This is a genomic window from Mucilaginibacter sp. P2_A4 (genome assembly GCF_056405015.1).
Genome location: NZ_JBFUCX010000002.1, coordinates 123651 through 144272, shown reverse-complemented (window position 1 = coordinate 144272; position 20622 = coordinate 123651). Strand labels below are relative to the sequence as shown.

Annotated in this window: 18 protein-coding genes; 12 read left to right on the top strand and 6 right to left on the bottom strand. The window is 42.3% G+C overall.

Annotation, left to right across the window (positions count from 1 at the left end; genetic code table 11):
* Positions 1–63 precede the first annotated feature (63 nt).
* From AC1DYB_RS04550 to AC1DYB_RS04535, 4 genes are all read left to right on the top strand, one after another.
* The gene (locus tag AC1DYB_RS04550) at positions 64–510 is read left to right on the top strand and encodes a TlpA family protein disulfide reductase (RefSeq protein ID WP_477432853.1); all 447 of its coding nucleotides are present in this window, start codon (positions 64–66) and stop codon (positions 508–510) included.
* A gap of 196 nt (positions 511–706) precedes the next feature.
* The gene (locus AC1DYB_RS04545) at positions 707–3562 is read left to right on the top strand and encodes a M16 family metallopeptidase (protein WP_477432851.1); all 2856 of its coding nucleotides are present in this window, start codon (positions 707–709) and stop codon (positions 3560–3562) included.
* A gap of 191 nt (positions 3563–3753) precedes the next feature.
* The gene (locus AC1DYB_RS04540) at positions 3754–5325 is read left to right on the top strand and encodes a Na+/H+ antiporter (RefSeq protein WP_295716113.1); all 1572 of its coding nucleotides are present in this window, start codon (positions 3754–3756) and stop codon (positions 5323–5325) included.
* 173 nt (positions 5326–5498) lie between these two features.
* A complete protein-coding gene (locus AC1DYB_RS04535) occupies positions 5499–6929 on the top strand; it encodes an amidase (protein ID WP_477432849.1) in 1431 nt (476 codons plus the stop codon).
* A 55-nt stretch (positions 6930–6984) separates the two neighbouring features.
* Here AC1DYB_RS04535 and AC1DYB_RS04530 read toward each other — a convergent pair whose 3' ends face one another.
* A complete protein-coding gene (locus AC1DYB_RS04530; protein ID WP_295716110.1) occupies positions 6985–7566 on the bottom strand; it encodes a Crp/Fnr family transcriptional regulator in 582 nt (193 codons plus the stop codon).
* 216 nt (positions 7567–7782) lie between these two features.
* Between AC1DYB_RS04530 and AC1DYB_RS04525 the strand changes: the two genes are divergently transcribed.
* Positions 7783–9051 (top strand): Hsp70 family protein, encoded by a 1269-nt coding sequence (locus AC1DYB_RS04525; protein ID WP_477432846.1) that lies wholly within the window; start codon positions 7783–7785, stop codon positions 9049–9051.
* Positions 9052–9094: 43 nt separating this feature from the next.
* Here the strand turns inward: AC1DYB_RS04525 and AC1DYB_RS04520 are convergent, their stop codons facing one another.
* Complete coding sequence (locus tag AC1DYB_RS04520; protein WP_477432844.1) at positions 9095–9694, bottom strand: Crp/Fnr family transcriptional regulator; 600 nt, start codon at positions 9692–9694, stop codon at positions 9095–9097.
* 207 nt (positions 9695–9901) lie between these two features.
* Here AC1DYB_RS04520 and AC1DYB_RS04515 point away from each other — a divergent pair, with 207 nt between their 5' ends.
* From AC1DYB_RS04515 to AC1DYB_RS04505, 3 genes are all read left to right on the top strand, one after another.
* Positions 9902–10492: a hypothetical protein gene (locus AC1DYB_RS04515; RefSeq protein ID WP_477432842.1), complete on the top strand. Its 591-nt coding sequence runs from the start codon at positions 9902–9904 to the stop codon at positions 10490–10492.
* A gap of 266 nt (positions 10493–10758) precedes the next feature.
* The gene (locus tag AC1DYB_RS04510; RefSeq protein ID WP_477432840.1) at positions 10759–11577 is read left to right on the top strand and encodes an SDR family NAD(P)-dependent oxidoreductase; all 819 of its coding nucleotides are present in this window, start codon (positions 10759–10761) and stop codon (positions 11575–11577) included.
* Between the two features lie 75 nt (positions 11578–11652).
* Complete coding sequence (locus tag AC1DYB_RS04505; RefSeq protein WP_477432838.1) at positions 11653–12543, top strand: helix-turn-helix domain-containing protein; 891 nt, start codon at positions 11653–11655, stop codon at positions 12541–12543.
* A 71-nt stretch (positions 12544–12614) separates the two neighbouring features.
* On the opposite strand, the gene AC1DYB_RS04500 is transcribed toward AC1DYB_RS04505, so the two are convergent.
* The 3 genes from AC1DYB_RS04500 to AC1DYB_RS04490 form a co-directional block, all read right to left on the bottom strand.
* A complete protein-coding gene (locus tag AC1DYB_RS04500; protein WP_477432836.1) occupies positions 12615–13169 on the bottom strand; it encodes a DUF420 domain-containing protein in 555 nt (184 codons plus the stop codon).
* A gap of 13 nt (positions 13170–13182) precedes the next feature.
* Positions 13183–13647, bottom strand: coding sequence for a hypothetical protein (locus tag AC1DYB_RS04495; RefSeq protein ID WP_477432834.1), 465 nt, complete (start codon positions 13645–13647; stop codon positions 13183–13185).
* A 79-nt stretch (positions 13648–13726) separates the two neighbouring features.
* Positions 13727–14317, bottom strand: coding sequence for a TetR/AcrR family transcriptional regulator (locus tag AC1DYB_RS04490; RefSeq protein WP_477432832.1), 591 nt, complete (start codon positions 14315–14317; stop codon positions 13727–13729).
* A 299-nt stretch (positions 14318–14616) separates the two neighbouring features.
* On the opposite strand from AC1DYB_RS04490, the gene AC1DYB_RS04485 reads away from it, so the two are divergent.
* Positions 14617–18231: an ABC transporter permease gene (locus AC1DYB_RS04485; RefSeq protein WP_477432830.1), complete on the top strand. Its 3615-nt coding sequence runs from the start codon at positions 14617–14619 to the stop codon at positions 18229–18231.
* 30 nt (positions 18232–18261) lie between these two features.
* On the opposite strand, the gene AC1DYB_RS04480 is transcribed toward AC1DYB_RS04485, so the two are convergent.
* Positions 18262–18828: a sugar O-acetyltransferase gene (locus AC1DYB_RS04480; RefSeq protein ID WP_295716088.1), complete on the bottom strand. Its 567-nt coding sequence runs from the start codon at positions 18826–18828 to the stop codon at positions 18262–18264.
* 345 nt (positions 18829–19173) lie between these two features.
* Between AC1DYB_RS04480 and AC1DYB_RS04475 the strand changes: the two genes are divergently transcribed.
* The 3 genes from AC1DYB_RS04475 to AC1DYB_RS04465 are packed head-to-tail and all read left to right on the top strand — an operon-like array spanning position 19174 to position 20556.
* Positions 19174–19479, top strand: a complete 306-nt coding sequence (locus tag AC1DYB_RS04475; protein WP_295716086.1) for an ArsR/SmtB family transcription factor — start codon at positions 19174–19176, stop codon at positions 19477–19479.
* A 13-nt stretch (positions 19480–19492) separates the two neighbouring features.
* Positions 19493–19981: an SRPBCC family protein gene (locus tag AC1DYB_RS04470; RefSeq protein WP_295716085.1), complete on the top strand. Its 489-nt coding sequence runs from the start codon at positions 19493–19495 to the stop codon at positions 19979–19981.
* A gap of 11 nt (positions 19982–19992) precedes the next feature.
* Positions 19993–20556: a dihydrofolate reductase family protein gene (locus AC1DYB_RS04465; RefSeq protein ID WP_477432827.1), complete on the top strand. Its 564-nt coding sequence runs from the start codon at positions 19993–19995 to the stop codon at positions 20554–20556.
* The last annotated feature ends 66 nt before the right edge of the window (positions 20557–20622 follow it).

Genomic DNA, 20622 nt, shown 5'->3' with positions numbered 1-20622 from the left:
TTAGGCTTCTTTGTTATTACGGTAAAACCGGCGGCAGGGTTTACTGTAATAAAAGATACAATCATGCAAAATTCCAATTTGGTAAAAGGTAAACCACTGCCAGATTTTAACCTGCAAACGCCCGATGGCACAAGTATTAAACTTTCATCATTGAAGGGGCATGTAGTATTGATTGATTTTTGGGCTTCATGGTGTATGCCATGCCGGGCAGCTATCCCGCACCTTAAGGAGCTTTACAAAAAGTATCATGAAAAGGGATTCGAAATTTTGAGTATTTCTATTGATCAAAACAGTAAAGCCTGGAATAACGCCATGCAAAAGGAAGCCATGCCATGGCCACAGGCAATTGATAAATACGATGCCGGAAAAGATGCGTCGGCAGTAATGATAGCCTTCGGCATAACATCGGTTCCGTTTGCTATTATGTTAGACAAAGAGGGCAACGTGATGCTGGTTAACCCAATTGCGGCCGAAATAGATCAGCAGCTTTTGGAGGCATTTAAGCCATAACAAAAAATAATATTGCTGCCGTTTTAGGCAGTTAAAAGCAAGCGGCATTCCCGCTTGCTATAAAGAAGCTTTCATAAGCATTTTAGTCAGTTTTAGTTTAGTTAATTGCAAGGCCGGCACGGTGTGCCGGCTTTTGTTAAAAAAAATGAATATTGCAGGGCAACCATGCAATTTTAAGTTATAGATGAATCATAATATGAAAACAATAAAAGTTAGGGTTTTATTAACATGCGCAGGCTTTGCCATAGCCTGTTCAATACCCGGTCAACAGGTACTGGCGCAGGCCATTAAAGCAAAGCCTGCCAAGGGAGCTATAGAAAAGCCCCTTCCACTTGATGCCGAAGTAAGAACCGGGAAACTGCCAAACGGCTTTACCTACTACATCCGCCACAACCAGGAGCCCAGAAACCGCGTGACATTTTACCTGGCCAATAAGATAGGTTCTGTACTGGAAAATGAAGACCAGCGGGGTCTTGCTCACTTTATGGAGCATATGAGCTTTAATGGTACAAAGCATTTTCCAAAAAGCGAACTGGTAAATTATCTGCAAAAATCAGGCGTTCGTTTCGGTGCCGATCTTAACGCTTATACTTCTTTTGATGAAACTGTTTACCAGTTGCCATTACCGTCAGACAATCCCGAAATTTTAAAGAACGGCATCCAGATCATGCGCGACTGGGCGCATGAAGCTACCCTGGATACTACTGAGATCAATAAAGAGCGTGGTGTTATTTTAGAAGAGAAACGCCTGGGTAAAGGTTCGCAGGAACGTATGCAACGCCAATACCTGCCGATGATGCTTAACCATTCGCGCTATTCTGTCAGGCTTCCAATCGGTACTGATGATGTGCTGAACAACTTTAAGCCGGAGGCAATTAACAGTTTTTATCATGACTGGTACCGCCCCAACCTGCAGGCTTTAATCGTTGTAGGAGATATCAATGTTGAACAGATGGAAAAAACCATTAAAGCAACATTTGGCGATCTTAAAAACCCTGCCCACGAAAAACCACGCACCCAATACACCGTTCCGCTTACCGGGCAAAACCAGTTCATGTCTATCACAGATAAGGAGATGACCGTGACCGTTGCGCAGGTAATGATGAAACAGCCCGGCTTAGTTTTAAAAACAGCCGGTGATTATCGCCAGAACATAATCCGCGGATTGTTTAACAGAATGATAGGTGCACGCTATGGCGAATTACAGCGCAAGGCCAATCCTCCATTTTTACAGGGAGGTAGCGATTTGAGTGAGTTTTTAGGCGGCCTTGATAATTACAGCATGTTTGTAGTTGCCAAACCGGGCGAACTGGAAAATGGATTTAAAGCCGTATGGCGCGAAACCGAAAGGATAAAGCGCTTTGGTTTTACACAAACCGAGCTTGATCGTGCCAAAACAAGCTATATGAGCGATATGGAATCGGCATTGAAAGAAAAGAACAAAACAAACTCTGATAGCTATGTGAGGGAATACCTTCAGTATTTTTTAAAAGGATCAGCCTCACCGGGAATAAGCTATGAATATCAATTGGTAAAAAATGACCTGCCGGGCATCAGCATTACCGAAGTTAACCTGTTGGGCAAAACAGCTATCAAAAGCACCAACAGAGATATTATGCTTTTAGCTCCAGAAAAGGATAAAAACACTTTACCTGCCCAGGCAACCGTAAACCAATGGATTAAAGCAGTTGAAACCGAAAACCTGGCGCCTTATAATGATGAAGTAAGCAAGCAAGCACTTTTAGCAACAGCACCCGCTGGTGGCAAAATTGTAGCCGAAACAAAAGACGCTGCATTAAATACAACCACGCTTACATTAAGCAACGGCGTTAAAGTTATACTTAAACCAACCGACTTTAAAGATAACGAGATCCTGTTCACCGGATTTACACCGGGGGGCTCTTCTCTTTACAACGACGCAGATTTTCAGTCTGCAGCAAATGCTTCTGGTATTATTTCGTCATTCGGTGTAGGGAACTATAATCCTACCCAGCTTGAAAAATACTTATCAGGCAAACAGATCAGTGTAAGTCCCTTTATAGGCGAGCGCACCCAGGGTATCAGTGGCAGCGCCACACCAAAGGATTTTGAAACAGCCCTGGAACTTTTATATGCTTATTATACCGAGCCAAGAAAAGATGTCGATCTGTTTAGCAGTATCATCACCCGTTCAAAAGCGGGCTTAGCTAACCGTGCAAATGACCCTAATGCCGTTTTCCAGGATACGGTTAGCGATGTATTGGGCAATCACAGCATTCGCCGCACCGGACCAACCATCGCCAAGATAAACCAGATTAATCTTGATCGCATGTATGCCATATACAAGGAGCGCTTTGCAGATGCATCGGCACTAACGCTTACCTTTGTGGGCAATTTTGATGCGGATAAGATAAAACCACTGCTTGAAAAATATATAGGCTCCCTGCCTGCCAAACATCTTGGCGAAGAAGCTAAAGACCTGGGCATCCATGCTCCCGAAGGGCTGATCACCAAAACAGTTTATAAAGGATCTGAGCCTAAAGCTACTGTTGATTTAGTGTGGACAGGCACCTTTGACTACAATCCATCATCAAAAGTAACGATGGATGCTTTAAAGGAAGCTTTGGAGATAAGATTACTGGAAAGATTAAGGGAAGACGAAAGTGGTGTTTACGCACCTGGTGTTTACATGAACATGGGTAAATACCCTACTTCCCGTTTTTCCATGATCGTGAATTTTGGCTGTGCCCCAAAAAATGTTGACAAACTAATCGCTTCTACTTTAGATGAGATCAGCAAACTGAAATCATCGGGCCCACCCCAGGTTAATATTGATAAATGGCGCGCCGAAAGCCTGCGTACGCAGGAAATAGCTGTCAGAACCAATAACTGGTGGCTTAACTATATCAACGGCCAAACATTGGATAAGGAAGATGTTCACCAACACGATAACTTTAACAAAGAGGTAAATAAGGTCAGCATCCAGGATATTAAAGATGCTGCATTGAAATACCTTAACGGTAAAAATTATATCCGCCTGGTGTTACTGCCAGAAGAAACTCCGGCGCCTTAAAATAGTCAGCTGCCAAAGCCTTAAAGCCCTTTAAATATTTGTAATAAATATTTAAAGAGCTTTTTGTTGTAAAGGATTACCAAAACGCCCTGCACTAATCAGCAAATCCTGGTGCTATCAACAAAATGTTGCTATGGATAACTGTTACTTAACCAATCTTTTATAAATTGGTGTAATATAAACAGCTGCGTATGCTAAACAACTTCCCCTTCTATCTCATTTTAATCATCATTATATTATTACTCATCATGCTGGGTAACAAAATAAAGGTTGCCTATCCTGTTATGCTGGTTTTGGCTGGCTTAGTTATCAGTTTTATTCCAGGCTTGCCAACTTTGCATATCGAGTCTGAACTTATATTTATTATATTTCTTCCGCCCTTATTGTATGATGCAGCATGGCATATTTCATGGAAAGAATTGTGGCGCTGGCGACGGGTTATCGGCAGCTTCGCTTTCCTCGTGGTATTTTTCACAGCACTCGCGGTGGCATTAACGGTTAACTATTTTATTCCCGGTTTTTCCCTGCCATTAGGTTTTTTGCTTGGGGGTATCGTTTCTCCGCCTGATGCGGTGAGCGCGGGGGCTATTTTAAAATTTGTAAAAGTACCCAGGCGTGTATCGTCAATCTTAGAAGGAGAAAGCTTGTTAAATGATGCATCATCCCTTATCATTTTCCGTTTTGCACTCATAGCTGTAGGCACCGGTAGTTTTGTGTGGCATGAAGCTGCAATAACCCTGGTGTGGATGCTGATTGGTGGCATAGGGATAGGCCTTATCATTGGCTATATTTTTATGAAATGCCATAAATATTTGCCAACCGATGCCAATATTGATATTGTGCTAACCCTTGTAACGCCTTACATCATGTATATAGCTGCCGAGGAGGCTCACAGTTCGGGAGTGTTGGCAGTAGTGAGCGGCGGTCTGTTTTTATCCAACCGCCGGCTGCTTTTCCTCAGCAGTACCTCGCGGCTGCATGGGCTCAACGTTTGGGAAAGCATCTGTTTTGTACTCAATGGTTTGGTGTTCATGTTTATCGGGCTAGATCTGCCCCAAATTACGGCCGGGCTTGATGGGGTGAGCATCACTACTGCCATTGGCTATGGCATTTTAGTTACTGTAGTTTTAATAGTGGCGAGAATTTTATCTTCCATCGCGGCAGTTCTTGTCACCCTGATTGCCCGAAACTTTATTACTGTTGCTGATGCCAATCCCGGCTTTAAACTCCCGTTTCTGATGGGCTGGTCGGGAATGCGCGGGGTGGTTTCTCTGGCCGCCGCTTTGTCCATACCGGTATACCTGGCCGATGGATCAGCTTTTCCGCAGCGCAACCTCATCCTCTTCATTACTTTTATAGTGATACTGGCAACATTACTGCTGCAGGGATTAACATTGCCCTATATCATCAGAAAACTGAATTTAGCCGACCCTGATCATGTTGCACCCCAGGAAGAAGTCTACAACGATTTAAAAAAGCAGCTGGCCCGGCATGCGCTGCAACACTTAACAACCAACTATAGCCAGCAATTAAACAGGCAACCTGTGCTTCAGCAAATCGCCAGCAAATGGCAGGTAAGTGACCACTCCACTGATGGTGTACTGATGACTGAAGAATCAAGGGCGATATATCTTGACTTGCTGAACCTGCAAAGGAAATGGCTTATCAGTAAAAATAAAGCCGATGGAGATATTGATGAGGAAATTATAAGAAAACACTTGCTATTCCTTGATCTGGAAGAAGAAAAGCTACAATTTATTTAGCCCAACTACTGCTTTAATGAAAACTTTGAGATATGCGTCAATCAAAAAACCGTGATAAATGTCAACGTCAAATTGTGTCATATAGCTTCGTTTTAGGTACCCATTAGTACCCACTTTTGTTCAGGCACTTTGATAGATAAGTGCTGAGATTTTGAACAAAAAAAACAAAGTATATGAAAACTCCATTGAACAGTAAAACAGACCCCATCTATTACCAGGAGGCCGGCACATTAGCCAAATTGATTCGCACAAAGCAAATATCTTCGGTAGAAGTTGTGCAGGCTCACCTTGACCGTGTTGCAGAAATTAATCCCAGGATAAACGGTGTTGTTACCCTAATGGGCGAGCAAGCACTCAAAGCAGCCGCTATTGCAGATAAAGCAGTAAGCAACGGCGACGAATTAGGCCCGCTTCACGGTGTGCCATTTTCAATCAAAGACGCAATTGATACCGCCGGTATACCAACCAGCCGTGGCTCAAAGATCTTTGAAGGTTTTATTCCCGAAAAAGATGCTACCGTGGTTACCCGCATGAAAAACGCCGGAGCGATTCCATTGATGAAAACCAATCTCCCTGAATTTTCGGCCCACTGGGAATCTGATAACCTCGTTACTGGTCGCTCTCTTAACCCATGGAACCCTGATCGTACCCCCGGCGGATCAAGCGGTGGTGAATCTGCCGTAATCGCAGCAGGCCTTTCCCCTATTGGATTGGGCAGCGATGTAGCTATATCTGTTCGCGGCCCGGCAGCTTTTACAGGCATTGCTGCATTAAAAGCAACCCACGGCCGGGTACCTTATACCGGTCACTTCCCAACGGCATTAAGCAGGTTTTGGCATATTGGCGCAATGGCCCGTACCGTTAAAGATGTTGCCCTGGGTTACTCAATCATTAACGGAGCGGATGGAATTGACGGGTATAGTATTTTTGCAAAAGATGCCGCACCGGCCAGTTTCAGGATTCCAGGTCAAAAGATCCGTGTGGGATGGGTATCGGATACCGCTTTCGGACCGGTTGATCCCGAGATTACAGCGACCATTAAAGCAACTGCAAAACTGCTTAAAGATGCCGGTTGCGATGTAGAGGAAGTACGCCTGCCTTTTATGGAAAACACTGACTGGCTTACACCCTACTTTAATTTAATTTATGGCGAGCTGGTTCCCTACATGGAACAATTCACCAAAGGCCGTGAATCTGAACTGCATTTTATTGGTAAGGCTACCATGGATTACCCCCTGCTTTCAGCAACCGACTATGTTAAAGCCGAAGCGAAGATAGAAGAGCTAAAAAGTCATTTTGCAAATTACTTTGTGCAGTATGATGTATTACTATGCCCCGTTAACCCCATGACTGCTACCCCGCATGGCTTGCAGGAGTATGTTGTAGACGGAAAAACGGTTTCTGCATACCATGTGATGGCCGCAACAGCGCCTTTCAATGCTACCGGGCTGCCTGCGCTTTCAGTACCAGTAACCTTAAGTTCAGAAAAATTGCCAATCAACATTCAGCTTGTTGCCCGGTGGTTTGATGAAGCAACGATTCTTGAACTTGGCGAAAAGATACAGACAGGTAGTGATGCCTATGGCACCCACCCTATTGCTTAATATAAAAGATTGATTTGTATCAAAGAACCTTTTGGATGCCTCCAAAAGGTTCTTTTTATTTATGCTTGGTAAACTCTTTCCTTATCCTGCTTAACGTTTCCCTGGAAATACCAAGGTACGAGGCTACCATATGCAAAGGCACACGGTTAAAAACACTGGGATAGGTTTTTTGAAACTCGGTATATTTTTCTTCGGCAGAATAGCTGATCAATGAAAAAATCCTCCGTTGACTTGCTTCATATCCTCTTGCCAAAAGCTGTTCGGTAAATAACTTCAATGCCGGAATAGCCGACATTAAGGCTTCCCATTTTTCTTTATCCCATATAATAACGGTACTACCTGCTAACGCTTCAATATTATACTCCGATGGCTTTTCGTTATTATAGCTTTCCTGGTCGCTGATCCACCAGTTATCTACCCCGAACCTCAAGGTATGGTCTGTTCCATCTTCTCCAAACCGATAAAGCCGGAAGCATCCGCTCGCTATAAAACAGTTGATACGCCATATCTCTCCTTCGTGCAAAATTGACTGCCATTTGCGCAGTTTTCTCTCGATACTGGCGGCACGGATCAATTCCAGATCCTCATCTGAAATTTGAATTTTCTGACGTAGGTATTCTTCAAAAACCTTGAACATATTATAACAAATCTAACAAATTGCGCCAATTTATTCCTGCAGGCAGGGATATGATTCATTTTGCCCGCCGAAGTGCTGATTAAATTTTAATAGGTTAATGTTCACAAATAATTGCATAGTTGAGTTTCCTTAAAAATTAAATATCTATTTCCTTAGGTAAGCTATTTTTTAATATTTTTGCCGCCCTTCAAATTTCTATTGTTTTATCCCCTTGGTATGAAGAAGTTTTTATACGGAATTGATTTTGGAACAACCAACTCTGCGTTGGCTATTTACGATGAAGAAACGAAAGAAATACATAGCACCATTATTATTCCTTCGCTCATTTATTTCTATCATCAGTTCAGTGCAGCAAATGCTAAAAACTATGTTGTAGGCGAAGAGGCCATCACGGCCTATCTTAATGATGGCATGAAAGGGCGTTTTATCAAGTCTATTAAACAAATATTATCAAGGAGCAGTTTCACAGAAACCCGTATTCACAATAAGAGGTATAGTGCTTCAGATCTTGTGGCTATCATTTTAAAGGAGCTGAAAGAACGTGCAGATCAGTTGACCGGCCAAGACTGCCGAAAAGCAGTAATTGGCAGGCCTGTTTTTTTTGACGACCACGACGTGCAAAAAGATACGTTAGCGCAGAAGCGACTAAATAAAGCTGCAGAAATAGCCGGTTTTGAGGAAGTCCGTTTTCAATTTGAGCCTATCGGAGCCGCCTTCGCCTATGAAAAAAGTCTGGTAAAAAAAGAAAATGTATTAGTGGCCGATCTGGGCGGGGGCACCACAGATTTTACTTATTTAGTGCTTGACCCTGAAAAAGTTGGAAGCAAAGACAGGAAGAAAGACATGATGGCCAATGGTGGGATTTATATAGGTGGAGATAGCTTCGATTCTGCTTTTATGTGGGAGAAAGGCACGCCATACTTCGGCAAAAACACCCAATATGAAGCCACTCCTGGTAAGGTATTAACTGTACCAAAATCACTTTTCGCCAACATTTGTTCCTGGGAACAAATGAATTTCTTTAATGGTCTGCGGATTAAAAAAGACATGGAAGATTACTATTATTTTTCTGGCAATGATCCGCAGTTTAAAAATCTAATCACGCTTATCGAAAACAATTTGGGCTATTCGGTATTTCAATCCATCGAAAAAACAAAGATCACGCTTACAAATGCAAATACGGCGATGTTTAGCTATCAGAAAATGGACATCGAAATTAACGAGGAAATACCCTTGCCCGATTATGAAGAGATTATTGCAAAAGATGTGGATAGAATTGCAAACTACCTGGACGAGTTTATGCTGCAAAATGGCATCGAGCCCCAAAATATAGATAGTCTTTTTTTAACTGGCGGTACATCCATGGTGGGCAGCATTCAAAAGCTCTTTAAAAACAGATTTCCTCATGTTAACCTAAATTCGGGAGATAACTTCAAAAGTGTGGCCAAAGGCTTAGCATACAGTGGTTACCTGTTTGAGGATTGATTTATTGGTTAAATACGAGCGCTAACATTATTCGCAATATATCTTATTCAGCCTTTTTATTTTCAATACGCTTCCTGATCCTACTCAGTGAAGGGTTTGTGATACCGAGGTAAGACGAGATGTGATAAGCCGGAATACGCTCAACAATATCCGGATGTTCTTCTAACAGCCTGATATAGCGTTGTTCATGAGAGAAAAAAATGAATTCTTCTGTGCGCGTTTGCGCAATATTAAAGAATAATTCGGCCAGCAACCTGCCGAATTTCCCCCAGTTAGGATGGGTTTCATAAAGGCTGTTAAGGTCCTTATAGGAAATGAAAAAAATTTCCGAATCTTCCATCGCTTCAATAAAATACCAACAGGGGTTGCGTGACACGAAGCTTCTGAAAGAAACGACAAATTGATTTTCCGAGAAAAAAAATATGTTCTTATCTTCTTTTGTATTAGGGTCACGGTAGTAAATCCGGAATATGCCTTTAACTATCAATCCAAGGTCATTGCAAACCATACTTTGCATGTTGAAAAAGTCCCCTTTATTTATTTTCCGCGCTTTCCAAAATGGCTGGCTATCGCCAATGTCTTTATCGTTCAACGAGGCGAAATCCCTCAGATGCTGAAAGACGATATCGTTTCTATCGGTCATTTGATCATACATAAATAGTTAGCGGCGCTAAACAATCCCTCAAATATAATCTGAATATAACATAAGCATTTTCACTTAAGTGAAAATTTACCATCACAGTAAAACTGTAATTGTACGGTAATGTTTATCAGCATTTTAACTTAAGTGAAAAATATGTCAGGTAATACTGGAGAACTTTGAAATAACAAAACATTTAAAAATTTAATTATGACATCAAATTCTCAATCTAATGCAGTAGTTGGCGAACAGACCGTTGAAACTGCCAGATCTTTACGCAAGCTTTATTTCACCCGTGCTGCCTTTTCGGTGGCCTGGGTGGTTCTTATCGCCCTTTTTGCAAAAACATCTATGGGGATTGCCAGCGTTTTACTCATTATTTATCCGGCCTGGGACGTAGTGGGCACATTCCTCGATATCCGCGCTAATCACAGCAGCCCGTCTAAAACACCACAATATGTAAATGCTGTAATCAGTGGCATCACTACTGTAACTGTAGGTATCGCTTTGCAGAAAGGCGTTCCTGAAGCATTGATGGTTTTCGGTGCCTGGGCAATTGGAACAGGACTGATCCAACTGATCTTAGGATTGCGCCGCAGAAAATTTTTAGGCGGGCAATGGCCAATGATCATCAGCGGTGGCCAGTCCATAATCGGCGGCACTTCTTTTATCCTACTGGCACACGACCCTACAAAGGGAATTACCAGTCTGGGTGGGTATGCCGCATTTGGCGCCTTTTATTACTTGCTTGCTGCATTTCGTTTGTCTAAGACAGTTAATCGCAGTACCGCAGCAGCCTAAGTAAATATCAAGAAACTGAAAGTTATTGCTATAGCCCGTATTAGTCAAAAAGTGCAGTCTCCATATTAAAATGAAAATCATATCGCATCGAAAGGTTTTTGCTTTTTATCGCATTTTATTCTGTGTCGTCGCATAATATGTTGAAGAACTTCGTTCTGTCGAAATGATTCAAGCCATCTTGGAAATGTGCTAATCCTTCCTTGTTTTGTATAAATCATAGTAGGATGATGCCAATACCTTTGTTATCAACAATTAACAAAGAAAAGATGTCAAAAATAATTTTAATAACCGGCGCCTCACGTGGCTTTGGTAAAATTTGGGCTAAAGCCCTTTTAGAACGCGGCGATAAGGTTGCTGCAACTGCCAGGAATACTGAAGATTTAAATGACCTGGTGCAGGCTTATGGCGACGCAGTGCTTCCTATTCAACTGGATGTCAATAATCGGGATGCTTGTTTTGCTGCGGTAAACAAAGTAAAGCAACACTTCGGCCGCATTGATGTATTGATAAATAATGCAGGTTTTGGCTTATTTGGTGCTATTGAGGAAACAAGTGAAGAACAAGCCCGCGCCCAAATGGAAACCAACTTTTTTGGGTTGCTTTGGGTAACCCAGGCTATTGTTCCAATCATGCGGGAACAAAAAGGTGGGCACATTATACAGGTATCCAGCTTTTTGGGACTGGTAAGTTTACCGGTATTAGGTTTATATAATGCATCGAAATATGCGGTTAACGGTTTAAGCGAAACGCTTGCTACCGAAGTAAAAAGCTTCGGCATAAACGTGAGTTTAATTGAACCTAATGGTTTCTCAACAGATTGGGCAGGTGCTTCCGCTTTCCAGACAGAGGCTAACGAAGCGTATGCTCCTGTTAAAAAAGCGTTTTTTGATGCCGCCACTCCAGATAGCTGGGGTAAACCAGAAACAACCGCTAAGGCTGTACTGGCATTAATTGACAGTGCAAACCCACCATTGCATTTTCTATTAGGTAAAGTTGCCTATCCCGCGGTTAAGCAGGTTTATGCAGCACGACTGGCAGAATTTGAAGAATGGAAAGACGTGTCTGCTGAGGCTCACGGTCATTAATAAATCATTTAAAATCTTAATCCACAATCTGCCCAGCGTTATTGCGTAGATTGTGGTTTATTAGTATTACCGAAGATGAAGCACTATAAAAGTTTAATTGAATTGCATAAAGATAACGGCTTTCCGCCACCGGAACATCCGCTATTTAGTATATACCAATGTAACCATGCTTGCTCCATTGGCGACCGGGAATTTACCAGCGACTTTTATATGATTGGCTTTAAAAAGATCATCTCGGGCGTTATCCTGTATGGCCGCACCAAATACGACCACCAATGTGGATCAATGATGTTTTTTAAACCACGGCAGGTCATCGAAATGAAAAACCTTGAAATGGATGAAGACGGATTTCTGATTTTTATTCATGAGGATTTTTTAAATGGGCATACGTTACACAACGATATTAAAAAGTATCACTATTTCGATTACGAAACTAACGAAGCCTTGCACTTATCTCCCAGTGAAGAAATAACAACCTGGGATCTTTATCGTAAAATTGAAACAGAATATCAAAACAATCAGGATGAATACAGTCGCGAATTGATCTTAGCTAATGTGGATACGATGCTGAAATACAGCCAGCGCTTTTACAAAAGACAGTTCATCAACCGCGCGGAGATTTCGGGCAAAACGGTAACCAAATTTAACGAGGAGATAGACAGGTATGTGGCAAGTGGGCTATTAGAAACCAAAGGCTTGCCATCTGTACAGGATATGGCTGAACGGCTTAATATATCCGCCGGCTATTTAACCGATGTTTTAAAACAGGAAAGTGGCAAAACCGCGCTGGAGCATATCCATATCTACTTAATATCTGAAGCTAAAAATAAGCTTAAGGGTGAAGACAAGTCTGTTTCAGAGATAGCTTATGGCTTGGGTTTTGAAAACCTTTCCTATTTTTCCCGCTTATTTAAAAAGGAAGTAGGCATCAGCCCCAATCTGTTTAAAAAGCAATTACTTAATTAAGCGATCCAGCCCTTCAGTTAGGTTAGCCTTAGCGTCCAGAACCTGGGCGATGTTTGCCATTTCCTTAATATTTATTGATAGTAAGGAGATATCAGTAAATAAACTATTACGCCGGTTAAGCTCACATACAACCAGATGGGCATGGCCCAGCGGGTGATTTTTTTATGCAAAGCTACCTCCATATTTAAACCCCGCCCAATTGATATCAGCGCCAAAGGAACTGTAATTACAGCCAGTATAATATGAGTGATCAATATCAGATAGTAAACGTATTTTACAATACCAGCTCCGCCAAATTTGGTGGATGGTGTGGTAAAATGATAGAGCAGATAAGACAATAAAAATATTGAAGTACATAAAAACGCCGCGAAGATAAAATTGCGGTGCCTTTGGATATTCCTTTGCCGGATAGCGAAAAGCGCCAGCAAAAGAAAGATGAACGTAGCCCCGTTCATTATCGCGTTTAATAAGGGTAAAAATGAAAAATCATGCCCTTTAAAGTTTTCTTTATTGGGAAGAAAAAAGGCGAATATGATCAACCCGTTTATGCCTAAGGTTAAAGCCCATATCAGGGGTTTATAATTTTTGGCCCTGGATGTTGTGTGTTTATTTAAAATAGATTCCATTTTCCGTCGAAATTTAAAAAGGTCTGAAATTTGGCCGGCTGATTAGCGGTGAAAACGACCAGGGCACCGAGCTCAAAATAACCAGCAGGGCTACAGTAAACCATATAGCCATTGTTTTGAACTTTTCATGGTCAGTTGTTTTTCGTTTGACTTTGGCGGAGCCAATAGTGACGATGGTTATTCCTATGAGCATCATGGTGATATGTTCCATACCAAAAAAACGGATTGCCCGTTCATGTAAGGCTGTAGTAAAGTGACTTAAGAAATAGGCGACTATAGGACTGATGAAATAAAGCCAAAGGCCCAAAACAAGTTGGATATGGGCAATGGTGGCCGTCCAATGCCTTATAGCATTATCCACACGGGTAAAACGCTTTTTCGAAAGCCAGCCGTAGTAAGCAAAAAAAATTGCCGATAGTAAACTGGTTAACACCAGCCAGCGAACCAAGGAATGCAGTGCTAATAAAGTTGAGTACATTTCTATTATTGATTATGATTCATCCACGCAGCGAAGGTAAAATAAAACATACCATTTAGTATGTTTTTAAACGAAAAAATCATTTTAGTGTATTCAGATAATTTTTCAACTCCTTTAAATAAGGTAAATAAACCGTTTTGTTATTCTCCAATTTCCCAAAATTGCGGATTCCCCAATACCCGGATACAACAAACAGTGTGACTTGTATGGCGTTCACATCCTTGCGGATAAAGCCATTTTGTTGTCCTCTTTCAATAGCAGTTGTCATAGCTTTCGTCCATTCCTGGGTGAGCTCAGCCAGCGCTTTGCTAAAGTCAATATTCCAGGGCGTCATTTCCTGCGTAAAATTGGCCACCGGGCAACCGTATTCCACTTTCAAAAACTCATTTTTCAGGAGCAGATCATACATGAGATTATAAATAACTACAATCGGATCCTGCTCCTTTTGCAACGGTTCAAGAAAACTAGTGGTGAGTGAAGGCTTCAAAATTTCGTTGATAATGGCCAGCCCCATCTCCTCCTTGTTTTTGAAATGGTAAAAGAAGGCTCCTTTGGTTACCTGTGTAGTGGCAATAATGTGATCAATACTGGTAGTTTGATAACCGTTGACGTAGATGAGTTCAAAAGCCTTTTGTAGAATATTTAACCGGGTCGCCGCTGCTTTTTTCATAAAAGATACTGGTTAGTATTTTTACAAAGGACGTAAAATTTTAGGTATGCAAAGCAACATCAACCGTATTGGTCGAAAAGAGGCGTTTAATCATTTTTTTTTCAAATGGAAAAGTGAAAGCGGGAATCACGAAATACAACAGATATAATAGTTCAGTAAATGTCACTATCCCAGCGGTTAAGTTAAAACCGCACAATCCGTGTTCGTTTTTATTACAGTCACATTTTCCAACAATCTATAATGGCTTATCTTTCAATTAATTGCGAAATTGGAATGGGTATTGAGCCTGATCAGTCGGTTTGAAGAATTATCTGTTCCATATTAACATTTACGACATCTTCTTTGGAGGATTTATATTCATCGGACTGACTTTTGCGATGTTGCTATGGTTTGTAAAAGGACCGGCCCGAAATGCAAACCGCTTTCTTAGTCTTATCCTGGTAAATGTTGCCTTACAGATGCTTTGGATAATATGCATTGATATCCGGCTGGAAAACTACATTCCGCATTGGAACCGGCTGCCCCTGCAATTTTCGCTGGCACTCGGCCCTCTGATTTTCTTTTATGTACTTAAAATAACCCAGGCGGATTATAAATTCCACCACAAGGACCTGCTTCATTTTATTCCGTTACTACTGCAACTCGGTGCCCACGCACTGGAAGTTGAGGAAAGTTTAAGAACAGGTGCTGCAACTTATCATACACAAACCTTTCAGCAATTGAGCCCCGTGTTAGAAGTACTGGCGTTTAGCTCGGTTATTATCTACCTGTATGCATCCCACCGGTTGATAGAAAGTTTTTACCGGCGACTAAATTTCATCGGAGGCGACCGGCACCGAATGGAATTGCGGTGGCTGCATAACCTATTGACAGTTTTCGCGATGTTTTGGCTATTATGGATCCCCTTTGCAGCAACAGATCATCTTTACTATCATCAATTGAACATACATGTTTATTATCCTTTATATCTGCTTTTAGCGGCGTTGATCATCCGAATGGCGGTTGTGGCGTTTTTAAGGCCGCAAGCTTTTATGCCGGTCGAAACACCATCGTATCCAAAACCATCGCCACCCGCAGAACTGAGACAAAAAGGGATTTGGCTAAAGAAAGCCATGGCAACAGGCTTATATTACTTGGACCCCGAACTCAATTTACGTTCGCTGGCCGAAAAGCTTCAAGTTCATCCTAATGAATTATCCAAAATCATCAATATAGCACTCAAAAAAAGCTTTAGTGATTTCATCAATGAATATCGTGTGGCGGAGGCAGCAAGAAAAATGCAGGACTCTGCATATGACAGGATAACTCTGTTGGGCATTGCCTTTGATTCCGGGTTCAACTCCAAAAGCACTTTTCATCGCATTTTTAAGGAGTTGACCGGCAAAAGCCCGGCGGAATATAAAACAAGTCTGAAAAAAGAGTTCCCAGGTTATAATTTGAGACCTTATTCTGCACACGTAGCGATAACTTCGGGTCACAATGTCATTCCAACATGGTCTTGTGAGAAATTAAACCGCAATTATATGTTTCGTAACTATTTGAAAATCGCCTGGCGCAACACGCTACACAACAAGGTTTACAGCACACTGAATATTGTCGGTCTGGCAGCCGGTATGGCGGTGGCGCTCCTGATCGGTTTATGGGTGACAAACCAATATTCCTATGATCGTTTTCTGCCAGGCTATACGCAGTTATACCAGGTTGAGATGAACCTGACCTCGCAGCATAACGGCACCAGTACCCAAACTTCCATAGCTCTGCCACTCGCTGATGTTTTAAAGAAAGAGATCCCTGGCATAAAGTATGTTGCTGAAGCTGACAACATAGGGCAGATGAACCACAACCTGTTGATCGGCGATAAAAAGCTATACCTGAGCGGTGGTGCAGCAGCCCAGGAATTCTTTAAAATATTTCGATATCCCTTTGTAAAAGGCAATGCCAATTCAGCTTTAAAGGATATCTATTCTATTGTTTTAACTGAATCGACCGCCAAAGCTTTGTTTGGTGATGTCGATCCGATGGGAAAATATGTGCGGTTCGACAATGTACAGAACCTCAGGGTGACCGGGGTTATTAAGGATATCCCAAAAAACGCAACACTGCAATTTAATTACCTTACTCCTTTTGCTTACACAGAAGCTACCCAGGACTGGATACGGGTTGCACGTACCAAATGGACCTACAATTCATTTTCTGCCTATGTGGCGCTGGAACCGGGTGTAACCTATGAGCAAATTGCCCCGAAAATAAGGGACATTGTTTATAAAAGTAGTCCGGAGATGCGGTCTTTAAAGCCCGAGGTGTTTATGCACCCGGTGAAAGACTGGCATTTAATTACCGATTTCAAGAACGGGAAGCCAGTTGGCGGCTTTGTGGAATACGTGCGTTTGTTCAGTATCATAGGCATGCTGGTATTAGCAATAGCTTGTATCAATTTCATGAACCTTACAACAGCAAGGTCTGAGAAACGGGCACGGGAAGTTGGTGTTCGCAAAGCTATTGGCTCAGCGCGCATCCACCTCATTTTCCAGTTCTTAACAGAGTCTGTTATGGTCACATTTTTATCATTCCTGCTGTGTTTACTTTTTGTTCAGCTGGCTGTGCCATCGTTCAACACTTTAACCGGTTCCTTTATCAGTATCCCGTATGACCGTATCGGCTTTTGGTGCATCATGATCGCTTTTATACTGGCCACTGGTTTAATTGCCGGAAGCAGGCCAGCGTTTTACCTATCCTCATTCAGCCCGGTTAAAGTGCTGAAAGGTACCATCCAGGTGGGCAAATGGGCCTCGCTGCCCCGAAAAGTATTGGTAGTGATACAGTTTACCTGTTCTATCGCATTGATCATAAGTACCGTAATTGTTTACCAGCAGATACAATATGTTAAAAGCCGACCAACAGGATACAGTGCCGACAGGCTGATGATGACAGATATGAACGGCGACCTTTACCAGCATTATGATGCCTTAAGAAATGACCTGCTGTCATCAGGCCTTGTAGAGAGCGTGGCCTCATCCACATCGCCTGCAACTCAAGTTTACAGTCATTTTTCCTTGCAGAAATGGCCGGGTAAAAATGCCGGGGACGAAGAGGTAAATATTGGCGCCATATGGGTGTCAAAAGAATATTTTCAAACCCTGGGGATGACCATGGCAGCCGGGCGCAATTTTTCAGGTGATGTAAAAAGTGATTCGCTGAATGTGATTGTTAATGAAGCCACGGTCAGGCGCATCGGTTTAAAAAACCCGGTTAATCAAATGATATCATGGAACGGAAGCAACAAACCAGTACGGATCATCGGTGTGGTAAAGGATGCTTTAATGGAATCGCCCTATAACCCCGTGGCGCCTGCCATTTTTGGCCATAATCCAAGCGGGTTTGTGATCACGTACCGCTTGCCGAAAAACGCTGATACCCATACTGTGATAGAAAAAATCGGGAAGCTGTTTGAAAAATATAACCCTACTTTTCCTTACATGTACAAGTTTGTAAATGATGAATATGAGCACAAATTTAACCTGGAAGTATTGATAGGCAAATTGGCAGGCGTATTTGCCGGCCTGGCTATATTTATATCCTGCCTCGGCCTGTTTGGGCTTGCCGCTTACGTTGCAGAACAGCGCACTAAAGAGATAGGCATTCGCAAAGTATTAGGCGCATCCATAGCACAGGTTTGGATGTTGTTATCGCGTGATTTTGTGCTGCTGGTTATGATCAGCTGCGCCATCGCTTCGCCGCTTGCGCTCTATTTTTTAACATACTGGCTCAATAAATATGAATATCACATCCTCCTCGGTCCGGGAGTATTTATCGCGTCGGGTATAGCGGCTATTATCATTACCCTGTTTACCATCAGTTTCCAGGCAATAAAAGCGGCGCTGGCAAACCCGGTAAAGAGCTTAAGGAGCGAGTGATCGATTTCATTTGACTAAGCGTATAGTTAACTAGCTATTAATCGATTTAATTACTCTTGCCGGGATTCCGCCAACAACAGTATTGTCAGGAACGTCTTTAGATACCACTGCACCTGCGGCTACGATGGAATTTTCACCTACAGTAACTCCGGGCAGTATAGTACAATTTGCTCCCAGCCAGGCATTTCTTTTAATAAGGATTGGCTTAGTAATTAATGCCCGCCTGTCAGTTGGGTCAGTAGGATGATTTTCGGTAACCAGGTTAACCCTTGGCCCAATGAGCACATGGTCTTCGATAGTTATCCCTCCCATATCGAGGAATGAGCAGGCGTGGTTGATAAAAACATTTTTGCCTATGCTAATGAACTTGCCGAAATTGGTATAGAAAGGTGCAAATACAGTTGTAGTCTCGTCTATATAGTTACCCGTAATCTCGGTAAGTAACTGGCGTATTTGCTGGGTATCCGCTGCGGAATTAAGTTGAGCAGAAAGGCGTATAGTACGGTTTACAATTTCATCGATCTTCGGAAATTCAGGATCACTTAACCGAATCAGCTCACCTGATCTTAGTCTTGTAAAAATTGTTGGTTGTTCCATTGATAATTTATTTAGCAAATAAGAAATTGGTGGCAAAATTCTAAGATACAAAGTTCGGGACAGATGGCCATAACCTCGTTATACAGGTTACTGTTTTATTTACCAGTTTTACTGGCACTCTCGCAGAGGTGTAAAGCAAATGGCTCTCTACGTACTGCCTGCTTAACTTAGGGGTTCAATTCACTTAATACTACCCTTCAATGACACATGGAGTCGTTTTTTGAAGTAGTCACAGGCTACAGCATATAATCTGAATCTTCCGCTGTCAGCAGCAAAAAAAATAAAAAAAATTTGCGCAGTTGATTAACTGCATTTATATTTGCAGTCAATCAACTGCATGTTAATATGAGACGAGATGTTTTCCAAGCCATTGCCGACCCTACGCGCAGGGCCATTTTAGGTTTGCTGGCAATGGGGGCTATGACGCCCAATGCTGTCGCAGAGCACTTTGACAGTGCCAGGCAGACAATATCAAAGCATATCCAGATCCTAACCGAATGCGAAGTGCTGATACAGAAAAAAACCGGCAGAGAAATATATTATCACTTTAACCCCGAAAAAATGAAAGAGATTGATATTTGGCTGGAACGCCTCCGCAAGATGTGGGAGGACAGCTTTGATCAGTTAGATAACCTTTTAAAAGACTTATAAAAACTAAACAATCATGACAAACAATTTTGTGTTCGAAAAAGACATTGCCGCTAAAAAGATTCACGTAGTACGCGAATTTAACGCGCCGATTGAAAAAGTATGGAAAGCCTGGACAGACCCGGACCTGCTTCAAAAATGGTGGGGGCCGAAACCCTGGGTAGCCATAACCAAATCGATGGATTTTACGGTAGGCGGCGTTTGGCTGTATTCCATGGTAGGCCCGGATGGACAGAAGCACTGGAGCCATGTACAGTTTACCGCTATTGAAAATGGCAGCCGTTTCGCGGCGGATACCACCTTCTGTGATGAAAATGGTACCATAGCGCCCGGCGCACCGATTGGTCACTGGGACAACAAATTTGTGGCAGCAGGCGATAAAACAAAAGTGGTAATTGATATTAACTTCGATGATGAATCAGCCATAAAAATGATGGTAGAAATGGGCTTTCAAGGTGGCTTTACCATGGGTCTTAACCAATTGGAAGAATTGTTGGCTATTTAAAAACTATCGGCATGAGAAAATTAAAATTACAGGTACACATGTCAATTGATGGCTTTGTAGGCGGACCAAATGGCGAAAATGACTGGGTATTTCTGGCCGGCCCGGATGAAGCAGGTTTCCAGAAAATAATTGACCTGGCCGACAGTAGCGATACTCTTTTGCTGGGGCGCAAACTGGCCCCGGAATTTGTCCCTTATTGGGAAAATATGGCTGCTAACATGCCCGACCACCCGGCATATCCTTTGGCAAAGCTGATCGTAAATATGCGCAAGATCGTTTTCAGTAAAACAGAAACAGCCCTCGCCGGTAAAAATGTGGAGGTGGAAAACGGCGACCTTGCCACTGCAGTACAGGCACTGAAAGAACAACCGGGCAAGGACATCCTTGTTTATGGCGGCGCCAATTTTGTAAGCTCACTTATCAGCCTTAACCTTATTGATGAATATTATATCATCATTAGTCCAGTGGCTATTGGTGCCGGCCTGTCCATCTTTAAGGAGAGAAAAATACTGAAATTAGAAAGTTCAACCACTTACAAAAATGGGAAAATAGTGAATAAATACGTACCGGCATAGGCCGAAAAGCCCGACTATATTCTAAGAATTTCGTTAGGAAATAATTAAAACGGCCGCTAAAAGGAA